General features: G+C 69.3%; 26 protein-coding genes, 2 pseudogenes and 2 other annotated features. Of the genes and pseudogenes, 15 read left to right on the top strand and 13 right to left on the bottom strand.

Annotated features, from left to right (window positions below; translation table 11 throughout):
• Nucleotides 1-5: 5 nt before the first annotated feature.
• Nucleotides 6-977, top strand: a pseudogene (locus HC251_RS04435) (IS3 family transposase); the annotation flags it as partial.
• Nucleotides 21-134, top strand: a sequence feature (AL1L pseudoknot). Its footprint overlaps the pseudogene before it by 114 nt.
• A gap of 153 nt (nt 978-1,130) precedes the next feature.
• Here HC251_RS04435 and HC251_RS04430 read toward each other — a convergent pair.
• Genes HC251_RS04430 through HC251_RS04415 form a run of 4 tightly spaced genes read right to left on the bottom strand, consistent with a single transcriptional unit; the run spans nt 1,131 to nt 2,955 of the window.
• On the bottom strand, nt 1,131-1,451 hold the full coding sequence (locus HC251_RS04430; protein ID WP_219944110.1) for a helix-turn-helix domain-containing protein: 321 nt from the start codon (nt 1,449-1,451) through the stop codon (nt 1,131-1,133).
• An 11-nt stretch (nt 1,452-1,462) separates the two neighbouring features.
• Nucleotides 1,463-1,786 carry a type II toxin-antitoxin system RelE/ParE family toxin gene (locus tag HC251_RS04425; RefSeq protein ID WP_219944109.1) on the bottom strand — a complete coding sequence of 108 codons (324 nt, stop codon included), beginning with the start codon at nt 1,784-1,786 and terminating at the stop codon, nt 1,463-1,465.
• Nucleotides 1,787-1,803: 17 nt separating this feature from the next.
• The gene (locus tag HC251_RS04420; protein WP_219944108.1) at nt 1,804-2,016 is read right to left on the bottom strand and encodes a hypothetical protein; all 213 of its coding nucleotides are present in this window, start codon (nt 2,014-2,016) and stop codon (nt 1,804-1,806) included.
• A gap of 36 nt (nt 2,017-2,052) precedes the next feature.
• A complete protein-coding gene (locus tag HC251_RS04415) occupies nt 2,053-2,955 on the bottom strand; it encodes an SDR family oxidoreductase (protein WP_219944107.1) in 903 nt (300 codons plus the stop codon).
• A 113-nt stretch (nt 2,956-3,068) separates the two neighbouring features.
• On the opposite strand from HC251_RS04415, the gene HC251_RS04410 reads away from it, so the two are divergent.
• The 3 genes from HC251_RS04410 (at nt 3,069) to HC251_RS04400 (ending at nt 5,609) form a co-directional block, all read left to right on the top strand.
• Complete coding sequence (locus HC251_RS04410; protein WP_219944106.1) at nt 3,069-3,434, top strand: helix-turn-helix domain-containing protein; 366 nt, start codon at nt 3,069-3,071, stop codon at nt 3,432-3,434.
• Between the two features lie 86 nt (nt 3,435-3,520).
• The gene (locus HC251_RS04405) at nt 3,521-4,345 is read left to right on the top strand and encodes a class III extradiol ring-cleavage dioxygenase (RefSeq protein WP_219944105.1); all 825 of its coding nucleotides are present in this window, start codon (nt 3,521-3,523) and stop codon (nt 4,343-4,345) included.
• Nucleotides 4,346-4,466: 121 nt separating this feature from the next.
• Nucleotides 4,467-5,609 (top strand): site-specific integrase, encoded by a 1,143-nt coding sequence (locus tag HC251_RS04400; RefSeq protein WP_219944104.1) that lies wholly within the window; start codon nt 4,467-4,469, stop codon nt 5,607-5,609.
• Nucleotides 5,610-6,088: 479 nt separating this feature from the next.
• Here the strand turns inward: HC251_RS04400 and HC251_RS04395 are convergent, their stop codons facing one another.
• The 3 genes from HC251_RS04395 to HC251_RS04385 are packed head-to-tail and all read right to left on the bottom strand — an operon-like array spanning nt 6,089 to nt 7,984.
• Nucleotides 6,089-6,685 carry a TetR/AcrR family transcriptional regulator gene (locus HC251_RS04395; protein WP_219944103.1) on the bottom strand — a complete coding sequence of 199 codons (597 nt, stop codon included), beginning with the start codon at nt 6,683-6,685 and terminating at the stop codon, nt 6,089-6,091.
• Nucleotides 6,686-6,707: 22 nt separating this feature from the next.
• Complete coding sequence (locus tag HC251_RS04390) at nt 6,708-7,694, bottom strand: fatty acid desaturase (protein ID WP_219944102.1); 987 nt, start codon at nt 7,692-7,694, stop codon at nt 6,708-6,710.
• Entirely contained in the window at nt 7,691-7,984 is a 294-nt protein-coding gene (locus tag HC251_RS04385; protein ID WP_219944101.1) for a hypothetical protein, read from the bottom strand. Before HC251_RS04385 ends, HC251_RS04390 begins: the two co-directional genes overlap by 4 nt.
• Nucleotides 7,985-8,040: 56 nt before the next feature.
• Here HC251_RS04385 and HC251_RS04380 point away from each other — a divergent pair, with 56 nt between their 5' ends.
• Entirely contained in the window at nt 8,041-10,167 is a 2,127-nt protein-coding gene (locus HC251_RS04380) for an FAD-dependent oxidoreductase (RefSeq protein WP_219944100.1), read from the top strand.
• A 280-nt stretch (nt 10,168-10,447) separates the two neighbouring features.
• Here HC251_RS04380 and HC251_RS04375 read toward each other — a convergent pair whose 3' ends face one another.
• Entirely contained in the window at nt 10,448-11,077 is a 630-nt protein-coding gene (locus HC251_RS04375; protein WP_219944099.1) for a TetR/AcrR family transcriptional regulator, read from the bottom strand.
• Nucleotides 11,078-11,155: 78 nt separating this feature from the next.
• Here HC251_RS04375 and HC251_RS04370 point away from each other — a divergent pair, with 78 nt between their 5' ends.
• From HC251_RS04370 to HC251_RS04360, 3 genes are read left to right on the top strand one after another with little or no spacing between them, the layout of a single operon-like run.
• Nucleotides 11,156-12,070: an alpha/beta fold hydrolase gene (locus HC251_RS04370; RefSeq protein ID WP_219944098.1), complete on the top strand. Its 915-nt coding sequence runs from the start codon at nt 11,156-11,158 to the stop codon at nt 12,068-12,070.
• Complete coding sequence (locus HC251_RS04365; RefSeq protein ID WP_219944097.1) at nt 12,067-12,912, top strand: SDR family NAD(P)-dependent oxidoreductase; 846 nt, start codon at nt 12,067-12,069, stop codon at nt 12,910-12,912. The genes HC251_RS04370 and HC251_RS04365 overlap by 4 nt, the downstream gene beginning before the upstream one ends.
• Nucleotides 12,909-14,180, top strand: a complete 1,272-nt coding sequence (locus HC251_RS04360) for a trans-acting enoyl reductase family protein (protein ID WP_219944096.1) — start codon at nt 12,909-12,911, stop codon at nt 14,178-14,180. The genes HC251_RS04365 and HC251_RS04360 overlap by 4 nt, the downstream gene beginning before the upstream one ends.
• Before the next feature lie 196 nt (nt 14,181-14,376).
• Here the strand turns inward: HC251_RS04360 and HC251_RS04355 are convergent, their stop codons facing one another.
• The gene (locus tag HC251_RS04355; RefSeq protein ID WP_219944095.1) at nt 14,377-14,631 is read right to left on the bottom strand and encodes an IS3 family transposase; all 255 of its coding nucleotides are present in this window, start codon (nt 14,629-14,631) and stop codon (nt 14,377-14,379) included.
• 58 nt (nt 14,632-14,689) lie between these two features.
• On the opposite strand from HC251_RS04355, the gene HC251_RS04350 reads away from it, so the two are divergent.
• The 4 genes and pseudogenes from HC251_RS04350 to HC251_RS04335 all read left to right on the top strand — a co-directional run.
• Entirely contained in the window at nt 14,690-15,016 is a 327-nt protein-coding gene (locus HC251_RS04350; protein WP_219944094.1) for a transposase, read from the top strand.
• Nucleotides 14,975-15,102 (top strand) — a sequence feature (AL1L pseudoknot). It overlaps the preceding gene by 42 nt.
• A complete protein-coding gene (locus HC251_RS04345; RefSeq protein ID WP_219944093.1) occupies nt 15,010-15,741 on the top strand; it encodes an IS3 family transposase in 732 nt (243 codons plus the stop codon). It overlaps the preceding feature by 93 nt. The genes HC251_RS04350 and HC251_RS04345 overlap by 7 nt, the downstream gene beginning before the upstream one ends.
• A gap of 192 nt (nt 15,742-15,933) precedes the next feature.
• The gene (locus tag HC251_RS04340) at nt 15,934-17,016 is read left to right on the top strand and encodes an IS110 family transposase (RefSeq protein WP_219943494.1); all 1,083 of its coding nucleotides are present in this window, start codon (nt 15,934-15,936) and stop codon (nt 17,014-17,016) included.
• Nucleotides 17,017-17,042: 26 nt separating this feature from the next.
• Nucleotides 17,043-17,279: pseudogene (locus HC251_RS04335) on the top strand (integrase core domain-containing protein); the annotation flags it as partial.
• Nucleotides 17,280-17,334: 55 nt separating this feature from the next.
• On the opposite strand, the gene HC251_RS04330 reads toward HC251_RS04335, so the two are convergent.
• From HC251_RS04330 to HC251_RS04320, 3 genes are all read right to left on the bottom strand, one after another.
• Nucleotides 17,335-18,444: an IS5 family transposase gene (locus HC251_RS04330; RefSeq protein ID WP_219944091.1), complete on the bottom strand. Its 1,110-nt coding sequence runs from the start codon at nt 18,442-18,444 to the stop codon at nt 17,335-17,337.
• A gap of 64 nt (nt 18,445-18,508) precedes the next feature.
• Nucleotides 18,509-19,321: a maleylpyruvate isomerase N-terminal domain-containing protein gene (locus tag HC251_RS04325; RefSeq protein WP_219944090.1), complete on the bottom strand. Its 813-nt coding sequence runs from the start codon at nt 19,319-19,321 to the stop codon at nt 18,509-18,511.
• A 56-nt stretch (nt 19,322-19,377) separates the two neighbouring features.
• Nucleotides 19,378-19,950 (bottom strand): hypothetical protein, encoded by a 573-nt coding sequence (locus tag HC251_RS04320; RefSeq protein ID WP_219944089.1) that lies wholly within the window; start codon nt 19,948-19,950, stop codon nt 19,378-19,380.
• Between the two features lie 219 nt (nt 19,951-20,169).
• Here HC251_RS04320 and HC251_RS04315 point away from each other — a divergent pair, with 219 nt between their 5' ends.
• Nucleotides 20,170-20,637 (top strand): nuclear transport factor 2 family protein, encoded by a 468-nt coding sequence (locus HC251_RS04315; RefSeq protein WP_219944088.1) that lies wholly within the window; start codon nt 20,170-20,172, stop codon nt 20,635-20,637.
• 9 nt (nt 20,638-20,646) lie between these two features.
• On the opposite strand, the gene HC251_RS04310 is transcribed toward HC251_RS04315, so the two are convergent.
• Complete coding sequence (locus HC251_RS04310) at nt 20,647-21,015, bottom strand: DoxX family protein (protein ID WP_219944087.1); 369 nt, start codon at nt 21,013-21,015, stop codon at nt 20,647-20,649.
• A gap of 216 nt (nt 21,016-21,231) precedes the next feature.
• Between HC251_RS04310 and HC251_RS04305 the strand changes: the two genes are divergently transcribed.
• Together HC251_RS04305 and HC251_RS04300 are read left to right on the top strand one after the other, a co-directional pair.
• Nucleotides 21,232-21,624 (top strand): DUF6463 family protein, encoded by a 393-nt coding sequence (locus HC251_RS04305; RefSeq protein ID WP_219944086.1) that lies wholly within the window; start codon nt 21,232-21,234, stop codon nt 21,622-21,624.
• A gap of 111 nt (nt 21,625-21,735) precedes the next feature.
• On the top strand, nt 21,736-22,095 hold the full coding sequence (locus tag HC251_RS04300; RefSeq protein ID WP_219944085.1) for a hypothetical protein: 360 nt from the start codon (nt 21,736-21,738) through the stop codon (nt 22,093-22,095).
• The last annotated feature ends 19 nt before the right edge of the window (nt 22,096-22,114 follow it).

The raw sequence follows: 22,114 nt of genomic DNA, 5'->3' as shown, positions 1-22,114 counted from the left end.
CCGATCTTGAAGTCGGCGTCGGCTTTCTTCGCGGCGGAGCTCGACCGCCCGTCGAAGTGATGGTCGACTACATCGATCGCCATCGTGGCGAGTTCGGGGTCGAGCCCATTTGCAGGGTGCTGCAGATGGCTCCGAGCACCTACTACGCGGCCAAGCGCCGCCAGCTCGAGCCCTCGGCGAGGGCTCGGCGCGACGCAGTGTTGATGCCGATCCTGCTCGCGTTGTGGGTGGCGAACCGGAAGGTCTACGGCGCCCACAAGCTCTGGCTCGCCGCTCGGCGGGCCGGTCACGAGATCGGCCGGGACCAGACGGCCCGGTTGATGCGCGAGCTCGGCATCGCCGGCGTGTCACGGCGGCGCAAGCGGGTCTTCACCACCGTCGCCGACCCGGACGCGGTCCGGGCGCCGGATCTGGTGCGCCGGAACTTCAACGCGGACCGGCCCGACGCTCTGTGGGTGACCGACTTGACCTACGTCCCGACCCGGTCCGGGATGGCGTACGTGTGCTTCATCGTGGACGCGTTCAGCCGCCGCATCGTGGGCTGGCGGGTGGCGTCGAACATGCGCACCGAGATGGTGCTCGACGCCTTGGAGATGGCCCGGCGCTCACGCGGCGGCCGCCGGCTCGTCGGGCTGATCGCACACGCCGATGCCGGGTCGCAGTTCACCTCGGTGCGGTTCACCGAGCGCCTCGACGAGATCGGCGCCCGGCCATCGATCGGGACCGTCGCCGACTCCTACGACAACGCTCTGGCCGAGACGACCAACGGTCTCTACAAGACCGAATGCGTCTACGGACCCGACGCCCCACGGCCCTGGGACGACGTCGACGAGCTCGAGCTGGCCACGTTGTCGTGGGTGCACTGGTTCAACGAGCAGCGCCTTCATGGCCACTGCGGCCACCGGCCGCCCGCCGAGCTCGAAGCAGCCTTCTACGCTGCCCAACAAGCCGACCCCACCGGGGTTGGAATCCAATAGCCCGAGCCTCCACCAGACCCAGGGCGGTTCACAGTACCTGTGAGCTGGGGTTTCGCGCATCCGACGTACCGGTCCGTCACCCGTTGTACCACCGGATACCAACCCGCGGTGTAGAAGGAGGTGTAGAAGCTGCCCTGCTCGGCGTGGCTGCGATCAGGCGACCTGCACGGCGTCCTTGAGCTTGGCGGGGACCTTCTCCGGGAACGAGACGATGAGGTGGCGGTCGAGGGCGGTGGCCACTCGGGCGAGGGTGTCGATGCGGTTGCGCGCTCCCCCGCCCTCCTCGAGACGGGAGATCACCGACTGGGTGGTGCCCATCCGCTCGGCGAGCTCGCGCTGGCTGAGGCCGGCTTCGGTTCGCAGGTCGTAGATGAGCTGGCCGAGCGCGAGGTCCTGTTCGACACCGGCGCGGGTGTCGGCATCGGGCCCGGGGCGCTTCTTCTTGACGTCGTCCCAGCGGGAGTAGTTGGCCATCGTCGTCTCCTTCAGGGGTACTGCTCGGCGCAGTCCTCGGCGGCCTTGCGTGCCCGGGTGATCTCGTTGCGTTCGTTGTTGCGTTGCTTGCGGAAGGTGGTCAGCAGGATGATCCGACCGTCCTTGGTGAACCGGTAGGTGATCCGTCGTGCCGTCGGGCCGAGCGTGAACCGCAGCTCGAACAGTCCGTCGCCGAGGCTCTTCGAGAGCGGCATCCGCGCCGACGACCCGAGCGTGGCGAGCCGGTCGATCACCACGACCGTTCGATCCCCCTCGGTGTCGTCGAGGGTGGCCATCCAGTCGACGATCTCGTCGTGGAGCTCCAGTTCGGCCACACGCGGACACTATCGCATCAATGCGATGATCGCACAAGAGCGATCATCGCATAGCCTGTTCGGTCAGAGCCGGGGATCGACGGGTAGCTCTCCATGGCGAGGACTCCGAATCGACGGAGCCCATCCACAGTCAGGCGGGAGCCGCCGGCCTGTTCGAGCAGCCCGGCGGCCTCATCGGCTGGGCGCGGCCGCTTCTCGTTGCGTCGCCACAGTGTGGGGACGGTGTCCATGGGCGATCCGACGTGTTGACGAGAGCTTTGTGTGTGTCAGGTGTTTGCTGTTGTTGCGGCGGCGACGGCATCGGCGAGCGATGTCGTGGGTCGTCCGATGAGGGTGCTGAGCGCGTGGCCTTCGACCTCGAGCGCCCCGGCGGCGGCGGCCTGATCGACGTCGACCAGGATTCCGGCGAAAGCCTCGGGCACTCCGGCGCCCACGAGTGCAGCGAGGTGCTCGGCCGGAGGCAGGTTGGCGGAGACGACGGTCTGGCCGGTGGCGGCGGTGATCGCGGCGGCGAGGTCGGTGAGCGTGATTGCCGTATCACCCCCGAGTTCGTAGACGCGCCCGACGTGGTCGCCGACCGGTCCGGTGAGCACGGCTGCCGCGGCTGCGGCGAAGTCGGCGCGGGAGGCTGCGCTGATCCGGGCGTCGCCCGCGCTGTTGAGGATGGCGCCGTGCTCGAGGTAGGTGCCGAGCTGGTCGGTGTAGTTCTCGAAGTACCAGCCGTTGCGCAGGATCGTGGCTGGCACGCCTGATGCCTTGATGCCTTCCTCGGTCAAGCGGTGGTCGGTTGCCAGGATCATGGGGGTGGTATCGGCCTTCGGCCCGCTCGTGTAGGCGAGCTGCGCGACGCCGGCTGCGACGGCGGCGTCGATGACCCCTTGGTGCTGACGCTGGCGCTGACCGACGTCGCTGCCCGACACGAGCAGGACCCGGTCACCGGCCGAGAAGGCGCCGTCGAGCGTCTCGGGGTCGTCGAAGTCGAGTCGGCGGACCTTGACGCCTCGCTCGGCCAGGTCGGCGAGCTTGTCGGTGTTACGGCCGGTGGCGACGATCCTGCCGGCATCGACCCCCGAGTCGAGGAGGTCCTCGACGACGAGGCGCCCCAGGTGGCCGGTGGCTCCGACGATGACGATGGAGCCGTTCGGGTTGGCTGCACTGGTGGTGGACATGGGGTGGTCTCCTCGGGTGGCGGGCGCCACGGCGGCGCTTCACCTGAGGGTACGGGTACACAGTCCAAATCACACGTACCCACTTCTTGGTTAGTATCGGGTAGCCTGGTTGCATGGCTCCATCGACCACCGCCGTTCTGCTGCCCGATGCCCCTGAAGGCGCCTTCGACCCCAGCTGTCCAGGCCGCGTCGTGCTCGACCACGTCACCAGCAAGTGGGGCGTGCTGGTGCTCGTGGCCCTCGACGGCCGCACCCTGCGTTGGGGCGAGCTGCGTCGGACGGTCGAGGGTGTCAGCGAGAAGATGCTGGCTCAGACCCTGCGCACCCTCGAGGGCGACGGCTTTGTTCTTCGGGAGTCGATGGACGTCATCCCGCCCCACGTCGAGTACAGCCTGACCCCTCTCGGCGACGACCTCGTCGCCCACCTCAAGCCGCTCGTCCACTGGATACTCGACCACGCCGCCGACATCGTCGGCTGACTGGCCGCCCAGCCCGGGTTCGACGAGATGGAACGACCCGACGCCCGCACCTGCGGCCCCCGACCAGATGAGCGAGAACCCCTGACATGACCGACACAGTGCGAATGCCGACCTACTTCATCTCCCACGGCGGTGGTCCGTGGCCCTGGATCAAGGACCTCATGCCCGGCGACCTCGGCCCCCTCGAGCGGTCGCTCCGAGCAATACCCGGAGAGCTCGGCGCACCGCCCCGAGCGATCCTGATGGTGTCGGGCCATTGGGAGGCGCCGGAGTTCACGGTGCAGACCGGTCCCAACCCGCCGATGCTCTATGACTACGGCGGCTTCCCCGACTTCACCTACCGCATCCAGTACCCGGCCCCCGGCTCACCGGAGGTCGCCACCCGCGTGACCGAGTTGCTCGCCGAGGCGGGGATCCCGGTCCGCCAGGACTCACACAGGGGCTTCGACCACGGCGTCTTCGCTCCGCTCTACGTCGCCTACCCCGACGCGGACGTCCCCGTCCTGCAGCTCTCGCTCCGACACGGCTACGACCCCGCTGCGCACCTCGCCGCCGGACGGGCCCTGGCCCCGCTGCGCGACGAGGGAGTGGTGATCATCGGCAGCGGCCTCTCGTACCACAACCTCGGCCGCATGGGCGCCGACGCCCAGCAGCCGTCGGCGGACTTCGACAAGTGGCTCGGAGACGCCCTGGCCGCCGACCCGGAACAACGCACCGCCGCCCTGCTGGCGTGGGAGCAGGCCCCGAGCGCCCGGGTCGCTCACCCCACCGAAGACCACTTCATCCCACTGATGCTCGCCGTCGGCGCCGCCGAGAACGACCGGGCGGTGCGGACCTACCACGAGAACACCTTCTTCGGCTCGGTGACCGCATCCAGCTACCGCTTCGACTCCTCCACTCAACCGGCCTGACACCCAGCAGAATCGCACCAGTCCCACCCGAAGAAGGCCGAAGACATCAGTGTCGAACCGCTCTGGCTCCACGAAGCTCGTCGGGTTGGTTCCGAAGTGGTCACGCTTCCACGCTGCTGCGATGGCCTACATCATCGAACGCAAGGACCGCTTCTACGTCGTCGCCTACGACGGCCTCGACCCCCTCACCGGGCGGGAACGCCGCCGATGGCATCCCGCCGGCCGGGACCGCCACGACGCCGAGACGATGGCCGCCCGCATCGAGCGCGACGCCGCCGGGTCAGCGCCCCTGCGAGGCGGGCCGGTGCACCTCGGCGAGTTCCTCGTCGACACGTGGCTGCCCACCAAGCGCCGCCACGTCCGCGCCTCCACCGCCTACCGCTACACGTGGTTCGTCGACCGCTACATCAACCCTGCGATCGGCCACGTTCCGCTCCGTCGTCTGCGGGCTGACCACCTCGACGGGCTCTACGACCAGCTCGCCACCACCGGCGGCCGCGACGGCACCGGTCTCGCTCCCAAGACCGTGCACGAGGTCCACATCATCGTGCGCTCCGCGCTCGACCTCGCCCGTCGTCGCCAGCTCGTCGACACCAACGTCGCCCAGGCAACCAACGCCCGCCACAAGCGCCAGACCCGCACCGTCCCCCGGTCCTGGCACGCCGCGGAACTGGCGTCGTTCCTGGGCTCGGCGAAGAACCACCGCCTCTACCCGGCGCTGCACCTCACCGCCTGCACCGGCATGCGCCGCGGTGAGGTCGCGGGGCTTCGTTGGTCCGACCTGGACCGGGCCAACCAGCGCCTCTCGACCAGCCGCACCCTCCAGAGCCTCGCCGGCCAGCCCGTCGAGTTCCCCGTCAAGACCCGCACCAGCCGACGCTGCATCGACCTCGACGACGCCACCATCGACGTGCTCGCCCGGTGGCGGAGACGACTCTCCCGCGAAGGACTACCGCACGGCGCCGACGACTGGATGTTCCTCAACACCACCGGCCGGCACGTGAACCCCGAGTCGCTCAGCCAGCTGTTCAACCGGCTCCAGCGGTCGATGCCCGATCTGACCCGGATCAGGTTCCACGACCTGCGCCACACCCACGCCTCGCTGCTGATCATGGACGGCGTGCCGGTGAAGGTGGTGAGCGAACGGCTCGGCCACGCCAACGTCGCGTTCACCATCCACACCTACCAGCACCTGCTTCCCGGCATGAGCGCAGCCGCGGCGCAGCAGTTCGCAGCCCTGCTCGCCGCCGCCCACAGCCGGTAGACGTCTACCGGCCGAGGCACGGCGAAGGCGCAGGTCACGGGGGCGGCGGGCGCCAAGCCGGTAGACCACCCGGTAGACGCCACCCCGGACAAGCAGCAGGCCCCACTCCGAGAAGTGGGGCCTGACCAGCACATTCAGTTGGTGGCGGGGGCAGGATTTGAACCTGCGACCTTCGGGTTATGAGCGATCAGGATCTCAACCCGTACCACTGCGTACCAGATAGTGCCCTTGAGCTGGCGTTTCGTCGCCCAGCCTACGCCGGTCGTGCCAACCCGTACCCCTCGTACCGCGCCGCACAGTAGAAGGAACAGTAGAAGGGTCTTGGCATCGACGCGCTTCGACGGGGCCTGCTGAACCGCCTCGCCGGAAGCGGTTCAGGACTGGCCAGACTCCTGGGGTCGCTCACCCGAGTCCTGACCTTCGGGGCGCACACGCGACCCGGACGGCGTCCCAGCGGAAGTCGTCTCCATCGTCCTCCGTCAGGGCTGTTGCTGACCGACGTTGGATGCGCCGGCACGGAGGACATCGAGGACGGCCTTCTCGTGGCCGAGCGGCTTGCCGCCGTTCGTGGCGCGGCCGAGCGCCAGGCCGAGCATGGTCTCGCGGGCCATAAGGTAGTAGTCGCGGTGGGCTGCGTCGACGAGGATCGGCGACTCCTTGCCCTCGGGGTTGACGAGGCTGGCGAACTCAACGACGACGGGGCCGATCTCGGCCCGGAGCGTCGGGTCGTTCGCCATGGCCAACCAGGCCTCGAGCACGGCCTTGAAGCGCGGCTGGCCGACGATGGCCCAGGTGCCGTCGATCAGGCTTGGGAGGTCGGTGACGGTCGGGCGCTTCCTCGTGACGAAGGTGGCGTAGAGGCGGCGCAGGGCGTCGGCGAGGAGCTCGGGGAGGCTGTCGTAGTGGTGGTGGAACGCGCCGCGGGTCACGCCGGCGCGGTTGCACACCTCGATGGCGGTGACGGCAGCCCAGCCGCGCTCGATGAGCACCTCGGTCGCGGCATCGGCGAGCGCCGCCCGCGTCGTCGCGGTGCGGTCGGCTTGGGTGCGGCGGGTCGACGTCTCAGCGGTGCTCATGGGTTGGTTTCCAAGGTGTGCATCATGTGGTGGCGGGCGCAGTCTCCCGCAGCTGAATCGGGACATGGGGGTGGGTGCCGGTGCCCTGGATGATCGCGCCGTTCGCTTCGAGGAGCGGGCGGAGCTCGCGGAACGCGGCTCGGTACCGATACCACGGGATCGTTGGGTACAGGTGGTGGATCAGGTGGCGGTCCTGCTGCAGGAGAAGCCAGGTGGAGCCGGGGAACCGGTTGATCCTCGTTGCGCCGAACCGGTCGGTGCGGTCGAAGGGGAAGTGCGGTAGCCACTGGAAGAGGATCATCAATGCCAGGATCCCGACGCGACCGGGCAACCACAGCAGCAGGAACGCCGGCCAGAACCACCCGAGCGGGATCGTCACCAGGAGCAACACGAGGCCGACCTGGGTGAGCCGGCGCATCCGGGCTCGGGCCGCCTTCTCGCGGTCCGAGCTGGCTGGGGCATCCGGCGGGAGCATCTTGGCCATCAGCTTCTCGACGAGGCGGTTGCCGCCGGGAAACGCGCCGATGGTCATGAAGATCGTGGCGGCGAGCCACTTGATCGGCATCTGCCACAGCGGTCCCTTGACCGCCAGGTCGGGGTCGGCGGGGGTGTTGGTGTGGGCGTGGTGCTTGAGGTGGTTGGCGCTGTAGCTGCCGAAGTCGAGCTGGATTGCGTAGCCGGCGATGTTGCCGCACAGGTTCTCGATCCAGAAGCGCTTGGGGTTGCGGCCGCTGATCGCCTTGTGGGTGGCGTCGTGGTGGACCGTGTACCAGGCGTAGGACACCCACGAGTTGATGACGAACCCGATGGCCATCGGGACGACGCCGACGGCCCAGAGCGCCACGACACCGATCTCGACGCTGAGGAGCGCGGCGGTCAGCACGACGGTGGGCCACCCGAAGCCGCCCGACAGCCGCTTGGCGACGGCCTGCTCCTCGGCGCTCAACGCCGGCGCGCGGGAGGCCCGCAGCGCAGCCGGCACCCGCTCGTCCTGCCCGGCGACGGTCATGCGCCGACCTTCTTGGCTTCGACGATCTTCCACACGCCGCCGTCGAACTGCCTCCAGGTGGTCTGCAGGTCGAGCGACTCGCCGGCGTCGTTGGAGTAGCGGACCTGGAACTCGACGGCGTCGTCGACGGGCGTCTCGGTGAGGATCTCCCACTTCGTGGTCGGCTGCGGTGGGCCGCCGGTGCCCATCAGCTGGGTGAACGCCGATCCGGCGAAGTCACCCATGATCCGGCCCAGGTTCCCGTCGAGGACGTCCTGGGCGTGGCGTTCGGCGGTTGCTCGTGCGGTCATGCCGGCCACTGAACCACATCTTGCATACGTACGCAAATGTTTGTTAGAACAACCGGATGACAGGGATCCTGATCGAAGCCGAAGCGTTCGACACCTATGGCGGGTGGGTCATGGACTCGCAGTTCGAGGTCCAGATGGGCTCGCCGTACCTGCTGGCCCACGGCATCGGCGTCCCGGTCGCCGACGCGACCACCGTGGTCCGCATCGCCGAAGCGGGCGAGTACGCGGTGTGGGTGCGCGCAAAGGACTGGGTGCCGTCGCACTCCCCGGGACGCTTCACGCTGTCGGTCAACGGCGCCCAGGTCGGGGGCGAGCTCGGCGCAAACGGTCAGGACTGGTCGTGGGCGCAGGTCGCCACCGTCGCCCTCCCGGCGGGCGACGCCACGCTCGTGCTGCACGACCTGACCGGCTTCGACGGGCGGTGCGACGCGATCTTCCTCAGCAGCGACGGAACAGTGCCGGTCGAAGGCGCCGACGAGGCTGCTCGGGCGTGGCGCCGGGAGCTGCGGGGCCTCCCAGCCGAGCCCGAGGCGGCCGGCGAGTTCGACGTCGTGGTGGTCGGCGGCGGCATCGCCGGCTGCACCGCCACTCTCACCGCGGCCCGCCAGGGCTGCACGGTGGCGCTGATCCAGGACCGGCCCGTCCTGGGCGGCAACTCGAGCAAGGAGATCGGCCTCAGCCCCCGGGGCGAGAACGGCGGCCTCGTCGCCGAGCTGTCGGCGCGCAGTGCCGACGGCGACATCGTCGCCCGGCAGATCATCGAGGCCGAGCCGACAGCAAGGGTCTTCATGGAGCGTCGCGTGGTGGCCGTGCAGACCGACGGCGACCGGATCGTGTCGATCGACGTGCGCGAGGGACGCACCGGGCGCGAGACGCGCTTCGTCGCCCCGGTCTTCATCGACACCACCGGGCAGGCCATCCTCGGCATCCTCGCCGGTGCCGAGATCCTCACCGGCCGGGAGGGCCGCGACGAGTACGGCGAGTACTACGCCCCAGCCGAGCGCGACGAGGAGCACCACGGTCACACGCTGTTCTTCCGCACGAAGATGGCCGACGAACCCGTCGACTTCCCCGACGTGCCCTGGGCCACCGAGATCGCCAAGGACTACGCCAACCTCAGCGGCCAGCTCGTCGAACCTGGCACCGAGAACGGTCCGGGCCCCGCCGCCAGCGACGAAGCGAGGGCGGCCTTCGAGTTCACCAAGGCGACCGCCGAGGACGACAACCTCCCGGTCATGAAGTCGTTCCCGGCCACCCACTTCTGGGAGTACGGCCAGTGGCTCGACCTCTATACCGACGGCGAGCTCATCCGTGACTACCTGCTGCGCGCCCTGTACGGCACGTTCTCGAACGTCAAGAAGATGGAGCCCGACACCTTCGCCAACCTGGCGTTCGACTGGCTCGCCTTCGTCCCCGCCCAGGGCGAGTTCCGGCGCTACAAGGGCGACTACATCCTCACCGAGAACGACGTCCGCGCCCACACGGTGTTCCCCGACGCCGTGGTGAACAACGACGGCGCGTTCTGCATCCACATCCCCAACCAGCCCGGCGAGGGCGCCTACGACTTCAGGCTCAAGGACTGGGTGTGGGACGTGCGGGACAACAAGCCCTACGCCATCCCGTTCCGCTGCCTCTACTCCACCAACATCGCCAACCTGATGATGGCCGGCAAGCACATCAGCGTCACCCGGGTCGCCGGCACCACCACCAAGCTGATGGGCAACGGCGGCCAGCACGGCATCGCCGTCGGCGCCGCGGCGGCCCTGTGCACCAAGCACAGCACCACCCCGCGCGGCGTTTACGAGGACCACCTCGACGACCTCCAAGAGATCGTCGGCGGCCTCACCGGCTGCCACCACCTCCACGTCGCTCCAGGCGAGCAGCCCGTCGAGCTCACCGCCCGCCAGGCCGCGGAACGCCACGCCAACCACGTCCAGGCCGGAGACATCGAGGCCCTCATGGCCGACTTCGTCGGCAACGTCTTCATGAACCTCATGGCCGGCGGCAGCATCCCGCCGATGTCGACCACCCAGTGGGAGATCCTCTCCGAGACACCCGCCGGCGACGCCGTCGAGTTCCACGTCCGCTACGCCAACGACACCGACGCCCTTGAGCTCCGCACCCGCTGGGAACACATCGGCCCCGACTGGAAGATCGTCGAAGCCGTCAAGGTCGGCCCATGAAGCTCGGGCTGCCCGGCACCTTCGAGCAGGAGCGACCGAGGTCTGGCTCGAACCCGTCAACTGCTCGTGGAACTCGCCAACAGCTAGGTCGCTGGTGGGCTCGCGTCGACCGTGTTCGCGCCGCTGACCGCCTGGGTCGTGGCCACGGTCGGATGGCGCACCGGGCTCGCCGCGCTCGGGGTCGCGGCCTGCCAGGGCCTGCCAAGGCGCCCCGGGTTCGGTGGTGTCTTCCTGACGACCAGGGCGCCCAGACGTCCGACACGCCGAGGTCGCCCGCGCACTACCGCGGCTCAGGGGTTGTCATCCCTCGCTCCACGAGCGTCTCGAAGAAGTCCAGCATGCGTGCCCGGTGATCGCCGGAGAACGGGTGGCCGGTAGCCCGCATGTCGAGCGACAAGACGCCACTGGCCATGGCCCACAGGGCCGGGGCCGCCACGTCGGGTTCGAAGTCGGGCGAGATCGTGCCGGTCGCTATGGCCTCGCGAAGCGCAGTGGCAAGGTTCGTCATGTGGGAGGCGATGAGGTCGTCTACCTGGGCGAGCACCTCGGGGTCATCCGGTGGATTGGTCACGGTGCGAAACTGGTGGGGCTTGTCCGTTGCGAACCGGACGTATGCCGCCATCGCCGCACGGATGCGCTCCACCGGTGGCACAGGCAGCGCGTAGGCGGCGTCGACATAGGCGCGGTTCTCCGCTATCGCCCGCTGCGTGACCGCTAGCAGCAGAGCGGCGCGACCGCCCACGCGGTTGTAGATGGTCTGCACGACGACGTCGGCGCGCTCCGCCACCGCGTCCAGGGTGACGCCGTGGGCTCCTCGCTCCGCGAGCAGTTCCTCAGCGGCATCGATGATTCCGAGCCTCGCGGCCTCGACCCGGCGTTCGCGCTTGCCCACCGCAGCGGTCTTGGCCATGGCTCATACTTTACACATCTTCTAAGGTTGGAGTAGACTTCCATGAATAGTATCCGGTTCTATCCAATAGGAGCCCGCATGTCGACATCCGAAGCCACGGTGGTGGAGACCCAGTTCGACTCAGGTGATGCGTACTGCGCCGCGACCGTCCACCAACCGGCCGGCCCGGGGCCACACCCGGTGATCGTGATGGGCCACGGCCTCGGGTCGTTGCGCCAGATGCGCCTGCCGGCCTACGCCGAGCGGTTCGTCGCCGCTGGCTACGCCTGCGTGCTCTTCGACTACCGGCACTTCGGCGACAGCGGCGGCGAACCCCGCCAGCTCCTCGACATCGGACGCCAGCTCGAGGACTGGGCGGCAGCGGTCGACTTCGCCCGCAACCTCCCCGGCATCGACCCCGACCGCACCGTGGTCTGGGGCACGTCGTTCGGCGGCGGCCACGTGCTCATCACCGCGGCCCGCGACCCCCGCATCGCTGCGGTCATCGCCCAGTGCCCCTTCGTCGACGGGTTGGCCTCGGCCGGATCGGCCAACCCGCTATCGGCCCTGAAGGTCACAGCTCTCGCGGTGCGGGATCTGATCGGGGCGCGCCTCGGCCGCGGCCCGGTGATGGTCGCGTCCGCCGGCCACCCAGGTGACGCCGCCCTGATGGTCGCCCCGGACTGCTACGACGGCTACCTCGGCCTTGTCCCTGACGAGGCCCCCTTCGAGAACCACGTCGCAGCCCGCTTCGCCCTGCACATCACCACGCATCGGCCCACCAAACAGGTGGCGAACATCAAGGCGCCGACCTTCTACGCCATCTGCGAGCACGACAGCGTCGCTCCCGCGACCGCCGCCCAGAAGGCAGCAGCCGCCACACCCAACGGGCAGGCGAAGCTCTACGACGTCGGCCACTTCGACATCTACGTCGGCGACGCCTTCGAGGAAGCGATCGTCGACCAGGTCGGGTTCCTCCAACGCCACGCCCCCGTGAACGGAGCACCGTCGTGAACCGCTGGGAGCTGGCGGGCCGGACCGTGGCCATCACCGGCGCCGGCGGAGGACTCGGCTCCAACCTCGCGCAGGCGCTTCGAGCCAAGGGCTGCAACCTGGCACTCCTCGACATCGACGCAGCGCGGGTCGAGCCGCTCGCGGACCAGCTCGGAGGCCCGCAACATGCGAAGGTCTGGCAAGCGGACGTCTGCGACCTCGGCAGCCTCGAAGCTGCGTTCGCCGCGGTCGCCGCGCACTTCGGCCGGATCGACGTCGTCGTCGCGAACGCAGGCGTCACCGTCATCGAGTCCGTCGCAGCGGGCGATCCGGTCGCATTCGAGCGGCTCGTCGACATCAACCTCACCGGGGTGTGGCGCACCTACCGCGCCGCCATCCCGCACGTGCGCAAGCAACGCGGCTACCTCCTCGGGGTCTCCTCGATGGCCGCGTTCGTCCACTCCCCGCTGCAGTCCGGCTACACCGCGAGCAAGGCCGGCGTGTGGGCCCTGAGCAACTCGGCACGTCTCGAGCTCCGCCCCCACGGCGTCGCCGTCGGGACCCTGCACCCGACGTTCTTCGAAACCCCGATGCTCGAACAGATGCTCGACCAACCCGCAGGGGAGATCCTCTGGGACGGCCATCGCCGTCAGCCGTTCAAGACCGTCCCACGCGAGGCCGTGATCAGCGCCGCGGTGAAGGCCATCGAACGCCGCTCGAAGACCGTCACCGTCCCCAGCAGCAACACACTCCCTGCTCTCGCCCCCGGACTGTTCCGCAGCGTCATCGACCGCTTCGGCTTCAGCGACCGCACCATCGTGCGGGCAACCGAGCTCAGCGATCCCGCCAGGACCGGAGCATGACCACCGCCGAGAAGACCGGCGACCCCAGGCGTGACGACCGAGACTTCGACATCGCTCTGTACGGAGCAACGGGCTTCGTCGGCCGACTGACCGCGCAATACCTCGCCACCGCCGCTCCCGCGGGCGCCCGGATCGCGCTGGCCGGAAGGAACTCGGCCAAGCTCGAGGAGCTGCGCGCCGAGCTGGCTGCGGCGGCCCCCGCCGCAGCCAACTGGAGCGTCCTAGTGGCCTCGGCGACGGACCCGGAGTCCCTCGACACCATCGCTGCCGCCTCCCAGGTCGTCGTGTCCACGGTCGGCCCGTACCTGACCTACGGCCTCCCGCTGGTCGAGGCATGTGCGCGGCGTGGCACCGACTACGCCGACCTGACCGGCGAGACGCTCTTCGTGCGGGACTCCATCGACGCTTGGCACGACCCAGCGGTCGCGAGCGGCGCTCGCATCGTCCACGCCTGCGGCTTCGACTCGATCCCCTCCGACATCACGACGTTCCTGCTGCACGAGCGCGCCGTGGCCGACGGGGCAGGAGAGCTCGGTGAGACCACCCTCCTAGTCCGCAGGATCCGTGGAGGAGCGTCGGGTGGCACGGCTGCCTCCGGGTACGCGCAGATCGTGCGGGCCAAGGAGAACGACGACGATGCCGAGCAGGTGAAGGACCCCTACACGCTCACCACCGACCGGTCTGCCGAACCCGAACACGGCGCCCAGCGAGACGACGTGGTCGTCCGGGCGAACCGGATCAACCCGTCGTTGAAGGGGTGGGCGGCACCGTTCTTCATGGCGCCGTTCAACACCCGGGTCGTACGCCGGACCAACGCTCTATACGGCTGGAAGTACGGCCGCTCGTTCAAATACTCCGAAGCTATGGCAGTCGGCCCGACCCCAGTTCCCGCCTACGCCCTCTCCGGCACCCTCCGAGTGCTGAACGCGGCAGCCGCCGCCGTGCCGGCTCGCGTCGTCGAACGGCTGCTGCCCAAACCCGGCACGGGGCCGAGTGAGGAAGCCCGCCTCAAGGGCGGCTACACGATCGAGACCTACACCACGACGACCTCCGGGCGGCGCTACGTCGCCCGCATCAGCCAGATCGGCGACCCCGGCTACAACGGTACCTCCGTCCTAATCGGCGAGTCCGCGCTCTGCCTCGCATTCGACAGGCAGCACCTCGTCGCCGACGGCGGCGTGATGACCCCTGCCTACGCGATGGGCGCGCCCCTTGCTGGGCGCCTGGCGGTCGCGCCCGGAGTGAGCCTCGTCGTCGAACCAGCCTGACCAAGACCGCCACCCAACCCTCGACGAATGCAGCTCTGCCGGAGGGTCTGCCACCAGCTGAAGTGGATGACCTCCTCGACGACGATGGCGGCGAGAAGGTGCACGCCAGCGGGCGTGTCAGCGGCGGGGAACCAGTTATCGAGGATCCTCAGGCACGAGCCACACTGAACCGCCCCGGGTTCCGTGACTGCTCAGGTCATTGGGTGATCGGCTCGGGAGCCGGGGTGATCTGACGGTAGTGGGCGGCTTCGAACTCGGCGGGGGTGACGTAGGTGTTGTCGGTGGTGATCTCGCCGTGGAGGCGGCGGTGGTTGAACCAGTCGATGTAGCCGAGGGTGGCGAACTCGACGTCGTCGAGGCTGCGCCATGGGCCCTGGGGGTAGATCAGCTCCCATTTGAAGAGGCTGTTGAAGCTCTCGGCCATGGCGTTGATGCTCCTATAGATGGTCAAGTCGTTCTGAACCGCCCCGGGTCTTGTGGAGGCTCTGATCCCACGGAAGGGTGGAGTCATGCCAGCACCGAGGAAGTACCCGGCCGAGCTGCGTGAGCGGTCGATGCGCCTTGTGCGCGAGGCCCAGGAGCAGGACCCGGAGCTGTCGTTGAACGCGGCGGTGGTCCGGATCGGCCAGCGGGTCGGGGTCAACAAGGACACGTTGCGGGGTTGGTGCAAGCAGGCCGACATCGACGCCGGCCGGCGGCCGGGGACTACGACGTCGGACGCGCAGCGGATCAAGGACCTCGAGGCTGAGGTGCACGAGCTCAAGCGGGCGAACGAGATCTTGTTGGCGGCGTCGAGTTTCTTCGCGAGGGAGCTCGACCCTCGACTGCCTTGGTAGTTGCCTTCGTCGACGACCACCGTGACCGCTTCGGGGTCGAGCCGATCTGCCGCGTCCTGGCCGCCCACGGCGTGGCGATCGCCCCGAGCACCTACTACGCGTCGAAGTCCCGGCCGCCGTCGGCCAGGGCTGCCTCCGACGAGGCCATGACCGTGGAGGTCCGTCGCGTCCACGGCGAGGTCGGCCGCGGCCTATACGGCGCCCGCAAGGTCTGGCACCAGCTCCGACGCGAGGGCATCACCGTGGCGCGCTGCACCGTCGAGCGGCTCATGCGCGCCGAGGGCCTCCAAGGCGCCCGGCGAGGCCGCAAGGTCGTCACGACCCGCCCCGACGACACGGCGCCACGACCGCCCGACCTGGTCCGACGGGACTTCACCGCCGTGGCCCCGAACCGGCTCTGGGTCGTCGACTTCACCTACGTCGCGACCTGGGCCGGCATGGCCTACACGGCCTTCGTCACCGACGTGTTCTCGAGGCGGATCGTCGGCTGGCGCACCGCGGCGTCGATGCCGACCCAACTGCCGCTCGACGCCTTGGAGATGGCCATATGGACCCGCGACGGCCACCGCCTCGACGGGCTCGTCCACCACTCCGACGCCGGCAGCCAATACACCTCGATCCGCTACGCAGACCGGCTCGCCGACACCGGCGCCGTCGCCTCGATCGGCACAGTCGGCGACTCCTACGACTGTGATGATGCTGGGGTGCTGGTCCGGTCGGCCTGACCCGTGCTTACGACCGACCGTTGTGTCCTTGCGTTGACTTGTCGGTCGGCCGGTCCAGCACCCCGAAGGCAGCCCGCCAGCCGAGCGGCAGTGACCTCATAGGAGCCTGATCGCACCAGGTCCCATCACAGTCCTGTCCTCCCGCCCGGCCGGCGAGCTCGACCGTTGACCGTGAAGAGAGGACCAACAGCCATGGCCAGCATCGCACTCGACCGGACCGATGTCATCGTCGGTGTCGACACCCACAAAGACAGCCACGTGGCTGTCGCCATCGACGGCCTCGGCGGCCGTCTCGGCGTGCACCACCTGCCGGCGACCAACGCCGGCTACGCCGATCTGCTCGCCTGGGCGACCGCTCTCGGCACGACCTACGCCTTCGGGGTCGAGGGCACCGGCAGCTACGGCATCGGCCTGGCCCGGTTCCTGCGCCGCCAAGGCGTCAAGGTCATCGAGGTCAGCCGGCCCCCGCGGGCCGGGGAACGGCGCCTCGATGGCAAGAGTGACCCCATCGATGCCGAGAACGCCGCCCGCCAGGTCCTTGCCGGGCGAGCCGCCACGACCCCGAAGCTCGCCGACGGGATCGTCGAGGCGATCCGGCTCACCCGCATCGCCCGCAACACCGCCGTGAAGGCCCACACCCAGGCCATCGTTGCGCTCAAGGCCACCCTCGTCACCGCCCCCGAGCACCTGCGCGTCGCGCTCGAGCCGCTGAGCGACCACAAGCTCATGGTCGCCTGCGCTGCGCTCGGCACCGACGGCGACCCCGCCGACCCCGCCGTCGCCATGGGCCACGTCCTGGCCTCGCTCGCGCAGCGTTGGCTCGACCTCCACGACGAGATCAAGACCCACACCACCCGGCTCAAGGCCCTCACCACCACCGCCGCCCCCGATCTGGTCGCTGCGTTCGGGATCGGCCCCGACATCGCAGGCGAGCTCCTCGTCGCCGCCGGCGACAACACCGACCGCATCAGCTCAGAGGCCGCCTTCGCCAAGCTCTGCGGCGCCTGCCCGGTCCCGACCGGATCCGGCAAGACCAGCGGACGCCACCGCCTCAACCGGGGCGGCAACCGCCAAGCCAACGCCGCCCTCTACCGGGCCGTCATCGTCCGCATGCGCTGGCACGCACCCACCATCGCCTACGTCGAACGACGCACCGCAGAAGGACTCACCAAGCGAGAGATCATCCGCTGCCTCAAGCGCTACCTCGCCCGCGAGGTCTACGCCCTACTCCCACCCACCGCCGCGCCGACCGCGCCCACCGCCGAGGCCGCCTGAACGACTTGACCATCTATAGGAGCATCAACGCCCTGGCCGAGTCGACCATCGGCCTCTACAAGACCGAGCTCGTCCGCCCCCACGGGCCTTGGCACACCCTCGGAGACCTCGAGCTCGCCACCCTCGGCTGGGTCCACTGGTTCAACGAGGTCCGCCTCCACAGCAGCCTCGGCTACCTCCCGCCAGTCGAGTTCGAGGACGACTACTACCGTCACCTCAACCCCCGGGACCACCCGGTCCCGGGAGAACCCAGCCTCCACTGAACCCGGGGCGGTTCACTGCTTTGGCCGGTCCCGACTGGGCCGGCCGGTGTCGGTGTCAGGCGGGTTGGGCGTCGAGGGCGGTGATGCGGAGCAGGTTGTAGGTGGCGGTGGTGACGAGGAACCAGGCCCGGTTGCGGGCTCGTCCTCGGTAGCGGAGCTTGCGGCCGCCGGCGATGGTCTTGAGCCAGCCGAAGGGTTCCTCGACCCGGGGCCGTGCTCGTTGGCTCGACCGGTGGCCGGGGTGTCTGGTGGTCCGGCCGTCGATGGCGGAGCGTTGGCGGGTTGTGTTCTGGGCGACGTGGGGGGTGACGTTCAACGCCCGGCAGCCGGCGACGAACCCGCGGGTGTCATATGCCTTGTCCGCCGCGACGGTCCGCCGTCGGGCACGGACGGGGAGACGGGCCAGCAGGTCCAGGGCGGTGGCGCGTTCGGCGTAGCCGTCGGCTGCGGTGAGCTCGGCGTCGACGACCAGGGCGTTGCGGTTCTCGATGAGCAGGTGCCCCGAGTAACAGAGCCGCGCTGGGGTGTTGCCCTTGCGGGCCAGCAGCGCTTCGGGGTCAGTGGTGGAGCGGTGGGTCTGGTTGCTGCGGGGCTGGCCCCGCCAGTCGACCTCGACGTTGCGGCCCCCGACCGCCCCGCCAGGGCCGTCTCCTGGCTGGTCGTCGGTGCCGCTGTCGGTGTTGGGCTTGAAGCTCTTGTGCGACGCCCACGCCTCCAAGAGCGTGCCGTCGACGGCGAAGTGGTCGCTCGACACGTACCGGCGCAGCGCAGCCTGGCGCACGACAGCGGCGAAGAACCGGTCCGCGACCTCAGCGTCCAACAGGCGGTCACGGTTCTTGGTGAAGGTGGTCGGGTCGAAGGCCTTGGCGTCGATCGAGAGGTCGAGGAACCACTTGAACAACAGGTCGTAGTTGAGCCGCTCGCAGAACGCCCGCTCCGAACGGACCGAGTACATCGCCATCAAGATCGTCGCCTTCAACAGCTGCTCAGGCGGGACGCTCGGACGTCCGATCCCCGAGTACATGGCGTCGAAATCGGAGTCGAGCTCAGCGAGCACCTCGTCGACCACCCGGCGGATCCGCCGGATCGGATGATCACCCGGGATCAGGTCCTCGGTGCTCAACGAGGTGAGCATCGCCAGCTGCTGGTCAGGCTTGCCACGCATCACCGCGGTCTAACCCACCCCGCCCACGATCGCGAGCACCAACGACGACTATTTCCGCACCCTGCTAGGGGCCGGGGAAGACGAGCGGGAAGCGCCGGCCGAAGGCGACGTCGCCCTCAATCGTCACGGACTGCTCGGGCCGCCGGCCGAGGAGGAGCGCGAACAGGTCCCGGCTCGACGCCTCGAGCGTTGCCGTCGCAGCGGCGTTGGCATCGGCGGGTCGGACCGCCAGCGATCCGCCCTCGACGGTCACCATGTGGACGGGCCCGTCGGTGGCGATGAGCAGCCACGAGCCAAGGTCGGGTCGGACCGCTGTCGGGGGCACGTGACGGCCGGCCAGCCGTCCGAGCCGGAACGGCAACCCGGCACCGATGAGCACGCCGCTCCAGTCGGGGAGGCCGACCGCCGCGTCGGTGCCGTGGACCTCGACCTCCGTGAGCCGCAGGAGGGCGTGCTCGGCGAGTAGGAGATCACCAGCATCGCTCCGACCGACCGGCTCGCGAACCTCTGTCGACCAGGCCTGGACATCGAGCAGGCCCCACCGCTGGTGCAGCTCACGACTGCGCTCCACGAGCGCCTCTACGACGTCGCAGACCCGCTCACCGGTACGAGGTACGAGGGTCCCGGGCCGCTGGGCCGCCCGACCCTCGGGGTAGAACGACGTCCGGCGCCCCGCCAGGGCCTCGTCCGTCAGGTGCAACAGGGCCTCGGCGCCGTAGCGGAGGTGGCAGACGAGGGTGAGCCGGCTCCAGCCCGGCAGCGCCGACGGCGCCTCCAGCTCGACCTCCGGCAGGGAGCGCAGGACCTCCGCCATCGCCAGGAGCCGACGCCAGGCGAGGTCCGCCAGCCGCGGCGCGAGCCGATAGATCCCGTCCACGCCTGCTGGCCTACCGCCATCGTCCACCCCCAGCGAGCCGAGCGGTCCTTGGGACCTCATGGCCTGACGGAGGGTTCCGCGTCGGATGCGGACGTGAGCCAGTCGGCTCGGAGCGGGTTGGCGCCGGCCAGGCGGCCGAGTGAGAGGTACGGCCGGAGCCGCAGGAAGGCCGAGACCGAGTGGAACGGGTCGCGGTGGTCGGCGGCCATGGCGGCACGGTGGGCCGAGCCCTGGTCCCGATAGGCGAAGGCATCGACGGAGTCACCGTCACGCCAGAGCGAGCACGTGCCGACGAAGGGCGGACGCCCCATCCCGGTGGCCCAGATCAGGCCGGGCGCCCGCAGGATCTGCGCCTCGGCCCGGGCGCTGGCGCGGAAGAACGGCACGCTCCGGCGCAGGCGCAAGCGGCCGAGCGTGAGCACGGCGACGGGGCCGTGCTCGCCTTCGCCCCGCCGGGCGGCCGGTTCGAGGCCGGGCCACGACCCGGTCGTGTGGATCGGGGCGAGGCGCACGTGCCAGCCGCCGATCATCATCTCGGGAAGCGCAGCCTGCTGCATGTAGCCCTCGACGGACTCGTCGTCGTCCCACGTGGCGACCACGATGACCCGATCGAGGGTCGGCCGGGGCACGACGGAGGGGCTGAGGGGCGCGGCCACCGCCACGTCGAGGCCGCGCAGCCCTGGCCATCGGCCCGGCCTGGGGGCTGCCCGCCAGGCTCGCAGCATCTCTCGGATGGGCACGTCACAGATGTCGACCGTCACGATCACTCGGGGACCTCCTGGGGGTTTGCGGCGTCCGCAATTTAGATGCAACTCTCTATTACGTCGACTCGAAGCTCGGAGGAACACATGGACGACACTGGAGAGGCCACGACGCCGGACAGCCAGCCGACCGGAGACGAGAAGCTGGTCCTCGACATGATCCGTGCCGTCGAGGAGCGCGATATGGACACGCTCGTCGCCACCTACCACCCCGACGTCGTATTCGTGTGGCCCCCTGAACTGCCCTACGGCGGCACCTTTCAGGGCGAAGAGGTCGCTCCGATGACGGAGGCCTTCGCCGCAGCCTGGGGACCGCTGCAGCGGGACGCCGACATGCGACGACTCGACCCCCGGCTGCTGGGGTCGGCCGGGAACGACGTCGCGGTCCACTACGTCCAACGAGGCCGCGACGCGGAGGGCCGCACGTGCGAGATGCCGGTCATCGGCCTCTACACCGTGGTCGACAGCCGTGTCCGCCGCCTCCAGATGTTCTACTTCGACGCCACTGCGACGGCGAGGTTCCTCGACCGCGCCGCGGCCCTTGACGACGCCTGACCCGCGTTGTCAGAGCTGACCGACGCGGACCACGATCACCACCACGCACATGGTCAGCAGCACGAGGTTCCCGACGACGTTCCGGGGCTCGCCGAGACGCCAATGCGTCACCGCAGCGATGACCATGACCACGATCAGCCCGGCGGCCGCGGCCGGCGTCAGTGGACGACCGATACCGGTCAGCCAAGGCAGCACCAGGCCAGCGGCGGCCATCAGCTCGGACGCAGCCGCCACCCTCACCGCCGGCATCGGGAACACTGCGGCTCCGGTCTGACCCGTCTCCAGCAGACGCTCCCGCGACATCGTCGACTTGGCCACGCCCGATGCGAAGAACACGACCGCGAGCAGTCCCTGGCAGATCCATGCCGTGACATCCATGCCTCCAAGAGGGAGCCAGGGTCGACTGAGGTTCCCACCCCTCGTGTCGTCAGGGCGCGAGTCGCGAACGCCCCCCGCTCACCTATGACGACTCAACCGTCGCCGTCAGCGTCCGACTCGCGGGTCGTACCTCGTGGCGCCGGCCGGACGGGCGGGCCCCGTTGCCCATCCTCGTACCAGTCGCTTCCCTCTAATACGACGGATAGCCTGCCGAGGATGATCAAGGTCGCAGGTTGGATCATGGCCCTCTACGCCGCCGCCCACACGCTCCTCGCCCTCACGGTGGAGGGCGCAGCGTGGCACGCCGACGACTGGTTCAGCGGCGCCCTGTGGGGCGAGGACCTCGCCAACATGAGCGACGCCAGCAGCGCGCTCTGGCTGTCGCTGTCCAGCTTTGGGCCGCCGCTGTTCATTCTCGGGCTGGTCGTGCTGTGGATGGACCGCCGGAGCATCACTCCCCCGGCCTTCGTCGCCTGGACCCTCGTCGCCCTGACCCTGGTCGACGCTGTCATCAACCTGCTCACCCCGTGGCCGATCCTTCTGATCGCCAACGTCCTGCTCCTCGTCGGCATTGGACAGGCGCGTGCGGATGGCGAGGTGCCCGTGTGACCCATCACGGCAGCCTCCGGCCCACGGCCGCTCGCAATCGCGCCGCGGCGAACCCGCAAGCACCGACTTCTACTTCACCCCTTTTAGAGAGATCACGCTAGTATGACGATCATGACTTCGTCGTCGGCTTCGCATGGTGGCTGTGGATCCTCATGTGGGTGCGCGCCGTCCACACCTCGGGCCCCGATCGCATGCTCCCTCGACGGACCCGCCGTCCCCGACCGCCTCAAGGAGTGGGCTGCGGCCCTGCGGCCCGTCGTCGACCGCACCCCGATCGACGGTGGTCTCCGCCTCAGCTTCTCTTCCGAGGTCGACTTAGCCGCGCTGGCGAGCCTGGCGGCCGCCGAGCAGCGGTGCTGCCCCTTCTTCTACTTCTCTCTGACCATCGACGAGCGCGGCATCGCCCTCGAGGTCACGGCCCCGGACGACGCTGCCGCAGTCGTCGGTGCACTGTTCGGCGAAGCAGCGTGACGAAGCAAGCTTCCGCGCG

The sequence above is a fragment of the Iamia sp. SCSIO 61187 genome, from assembly GCF_019443745.1.
GTDB lineage: Bacteria > Actinomycetota > Acidimicrobiia > Acidimicrobiales > Iamiaceae > Iamia.
Note: the sequence above shows the minus strand (reverse complement) of the source record. Positions and strands in the feature narration are given on the sequence as shown.

Bases quoted from the DNA above. Each gene is read 5' to 3' on its own strand.
- HC251_RS04400 (WP_219944104.1), top strand. From the start codon at position 4,467: ATGGCCTACATCATCGAACGCAAGGACCGCTTCTACGTCGTCGCCTAC.
- HC251_RS04390 (WP_219944102.1), bottom strand. From the start codon at position 7,694: ATGACCGTCGCCGGGCAGGACGAGCGGGTGCCGGCTGCGCTGCGGGCC.
- HC251_RS04310 (WP_219944087.1), bottom strand. From the start codon at position 21,015: ATGGATGTCACGGCATGGATCTGCCAGGGACTGCTCGCGGTCGTGTTC.
- HC251_RS04360 (WP_219944096.1), top strand. From the start codon at position 12,909: ATGACCACCGCCGAGAAGACCGGCGACCCCAGGCGTGACGACCGAGAC.
- HC251_RS04370 (WP_219944098.1), top strand. From the start codon at position 11,156: ATGTCGACATCCGAAGCCACGGTGGTGGAGACCCAGTTCGACTCAGGT.
- HC251_RS04385 (WP_219944101.1), bottom strand. From the start codon at position 7,984: ATGACCGCACGAGCAACCGCCGAACGCCACGCCCAGGACGTCCTCGAC.
- HC251_RS04420 (WP_219944108.1), bottom strand. From the start codon at position 2,016: ATGGACACCGTCCCCACACTGTGGCGACGCAACGAGAAGCGGCCGCGC.
- HC251_RS04380 (WP_219944100.1), top strand. From the start codon at position 8,041: ATGACAGGGATCCTGATCGAAGCCGAAGCGTTCGACACCTATGGCGGG.
- HC251_RS04305 (WP_219944086.1), top strand. From the start codon at position 21,232: ATGATCAAGGTCGCAGGTTGGATCATGGCCCTCTACGCCGCCGCCCAC.
- HC251_RS04430 (WP_219944110.1), bottom strand. From the start codon at position 1,451: ATGGCCAACTACTCCCGCTGGGACGACGTCAAGAAGAAGCGCCCCGGG.
- HC251_RS04350 (WP_219944094.1), top strand. From the start codon at position 14,690: ATGCCAGCACCGAGGAAGTACCCGGCCGAGCTGCGTGAGCGGTCGATG.
- HC251_RS04410 (WP_219944106.1), top strand. From the start codon at position 3,069: ATGGCTCCATCGACCACCGCCGTTCTGCTGCCCGATGCCCCTGAAGGC.
- HC251_RS04405 (WP_219944105.1), top strand. From the start codon at position 3,521: ATGACCGACACAGTGCGAATGCCGACCTACTTCATCTCCCACGGCGGT.
- HC251_RS04330 (WP_219944091.1), bottom strand. From the start codon at position 18,444: ATGCGTGGCAAGCCTGACCAGCAGCTGGCGATGCTCACCTCGTTGAGC.
- HC251_RS04415 (WP_219944107.1), bottom strand. From the start codon at position 2,955: ATGTCCACCACCAGTGCAGCCAACCCGAACGGCTCCATCGTCATCGTC.
- HC251_RS04300 (WP_219944085.1), top strand. From the start codon at position 21,736: ATGACTTCGTCGTCGGCTTCGCATGGTGGCTGTGGATCCTCATGTGGG.
- HC251_RS04315 (WP_219944088.1), top strand. From the start codon at position 20,170: ATGGACGACACTGGAGAGGCCACGACGCCGGACAGCCAGCCGACCGGA.
- HC251_RS04395 (WP_219944103.1), bottom strand. From the start codon at position 6,685: ATGAGCACCGCTGAGACGTCGACCCGCCGCACCCAAGCCGACCGCACC.
- HC251_RS04340 (WP_219943494.1), top strand. From the start codon at position 15,934: ATGGCCAGCATCGCACTCGACCGGACCGATGTCATCGTCGGTGTCGAC.
- HC251_RS04375 (WP_219944099.1), bottom strand. From the start codon at position 11,077: ATGGCCAAGACCGCTGCGGTGGGCAAGCGCGAACGCCGGGTCGAGGCC.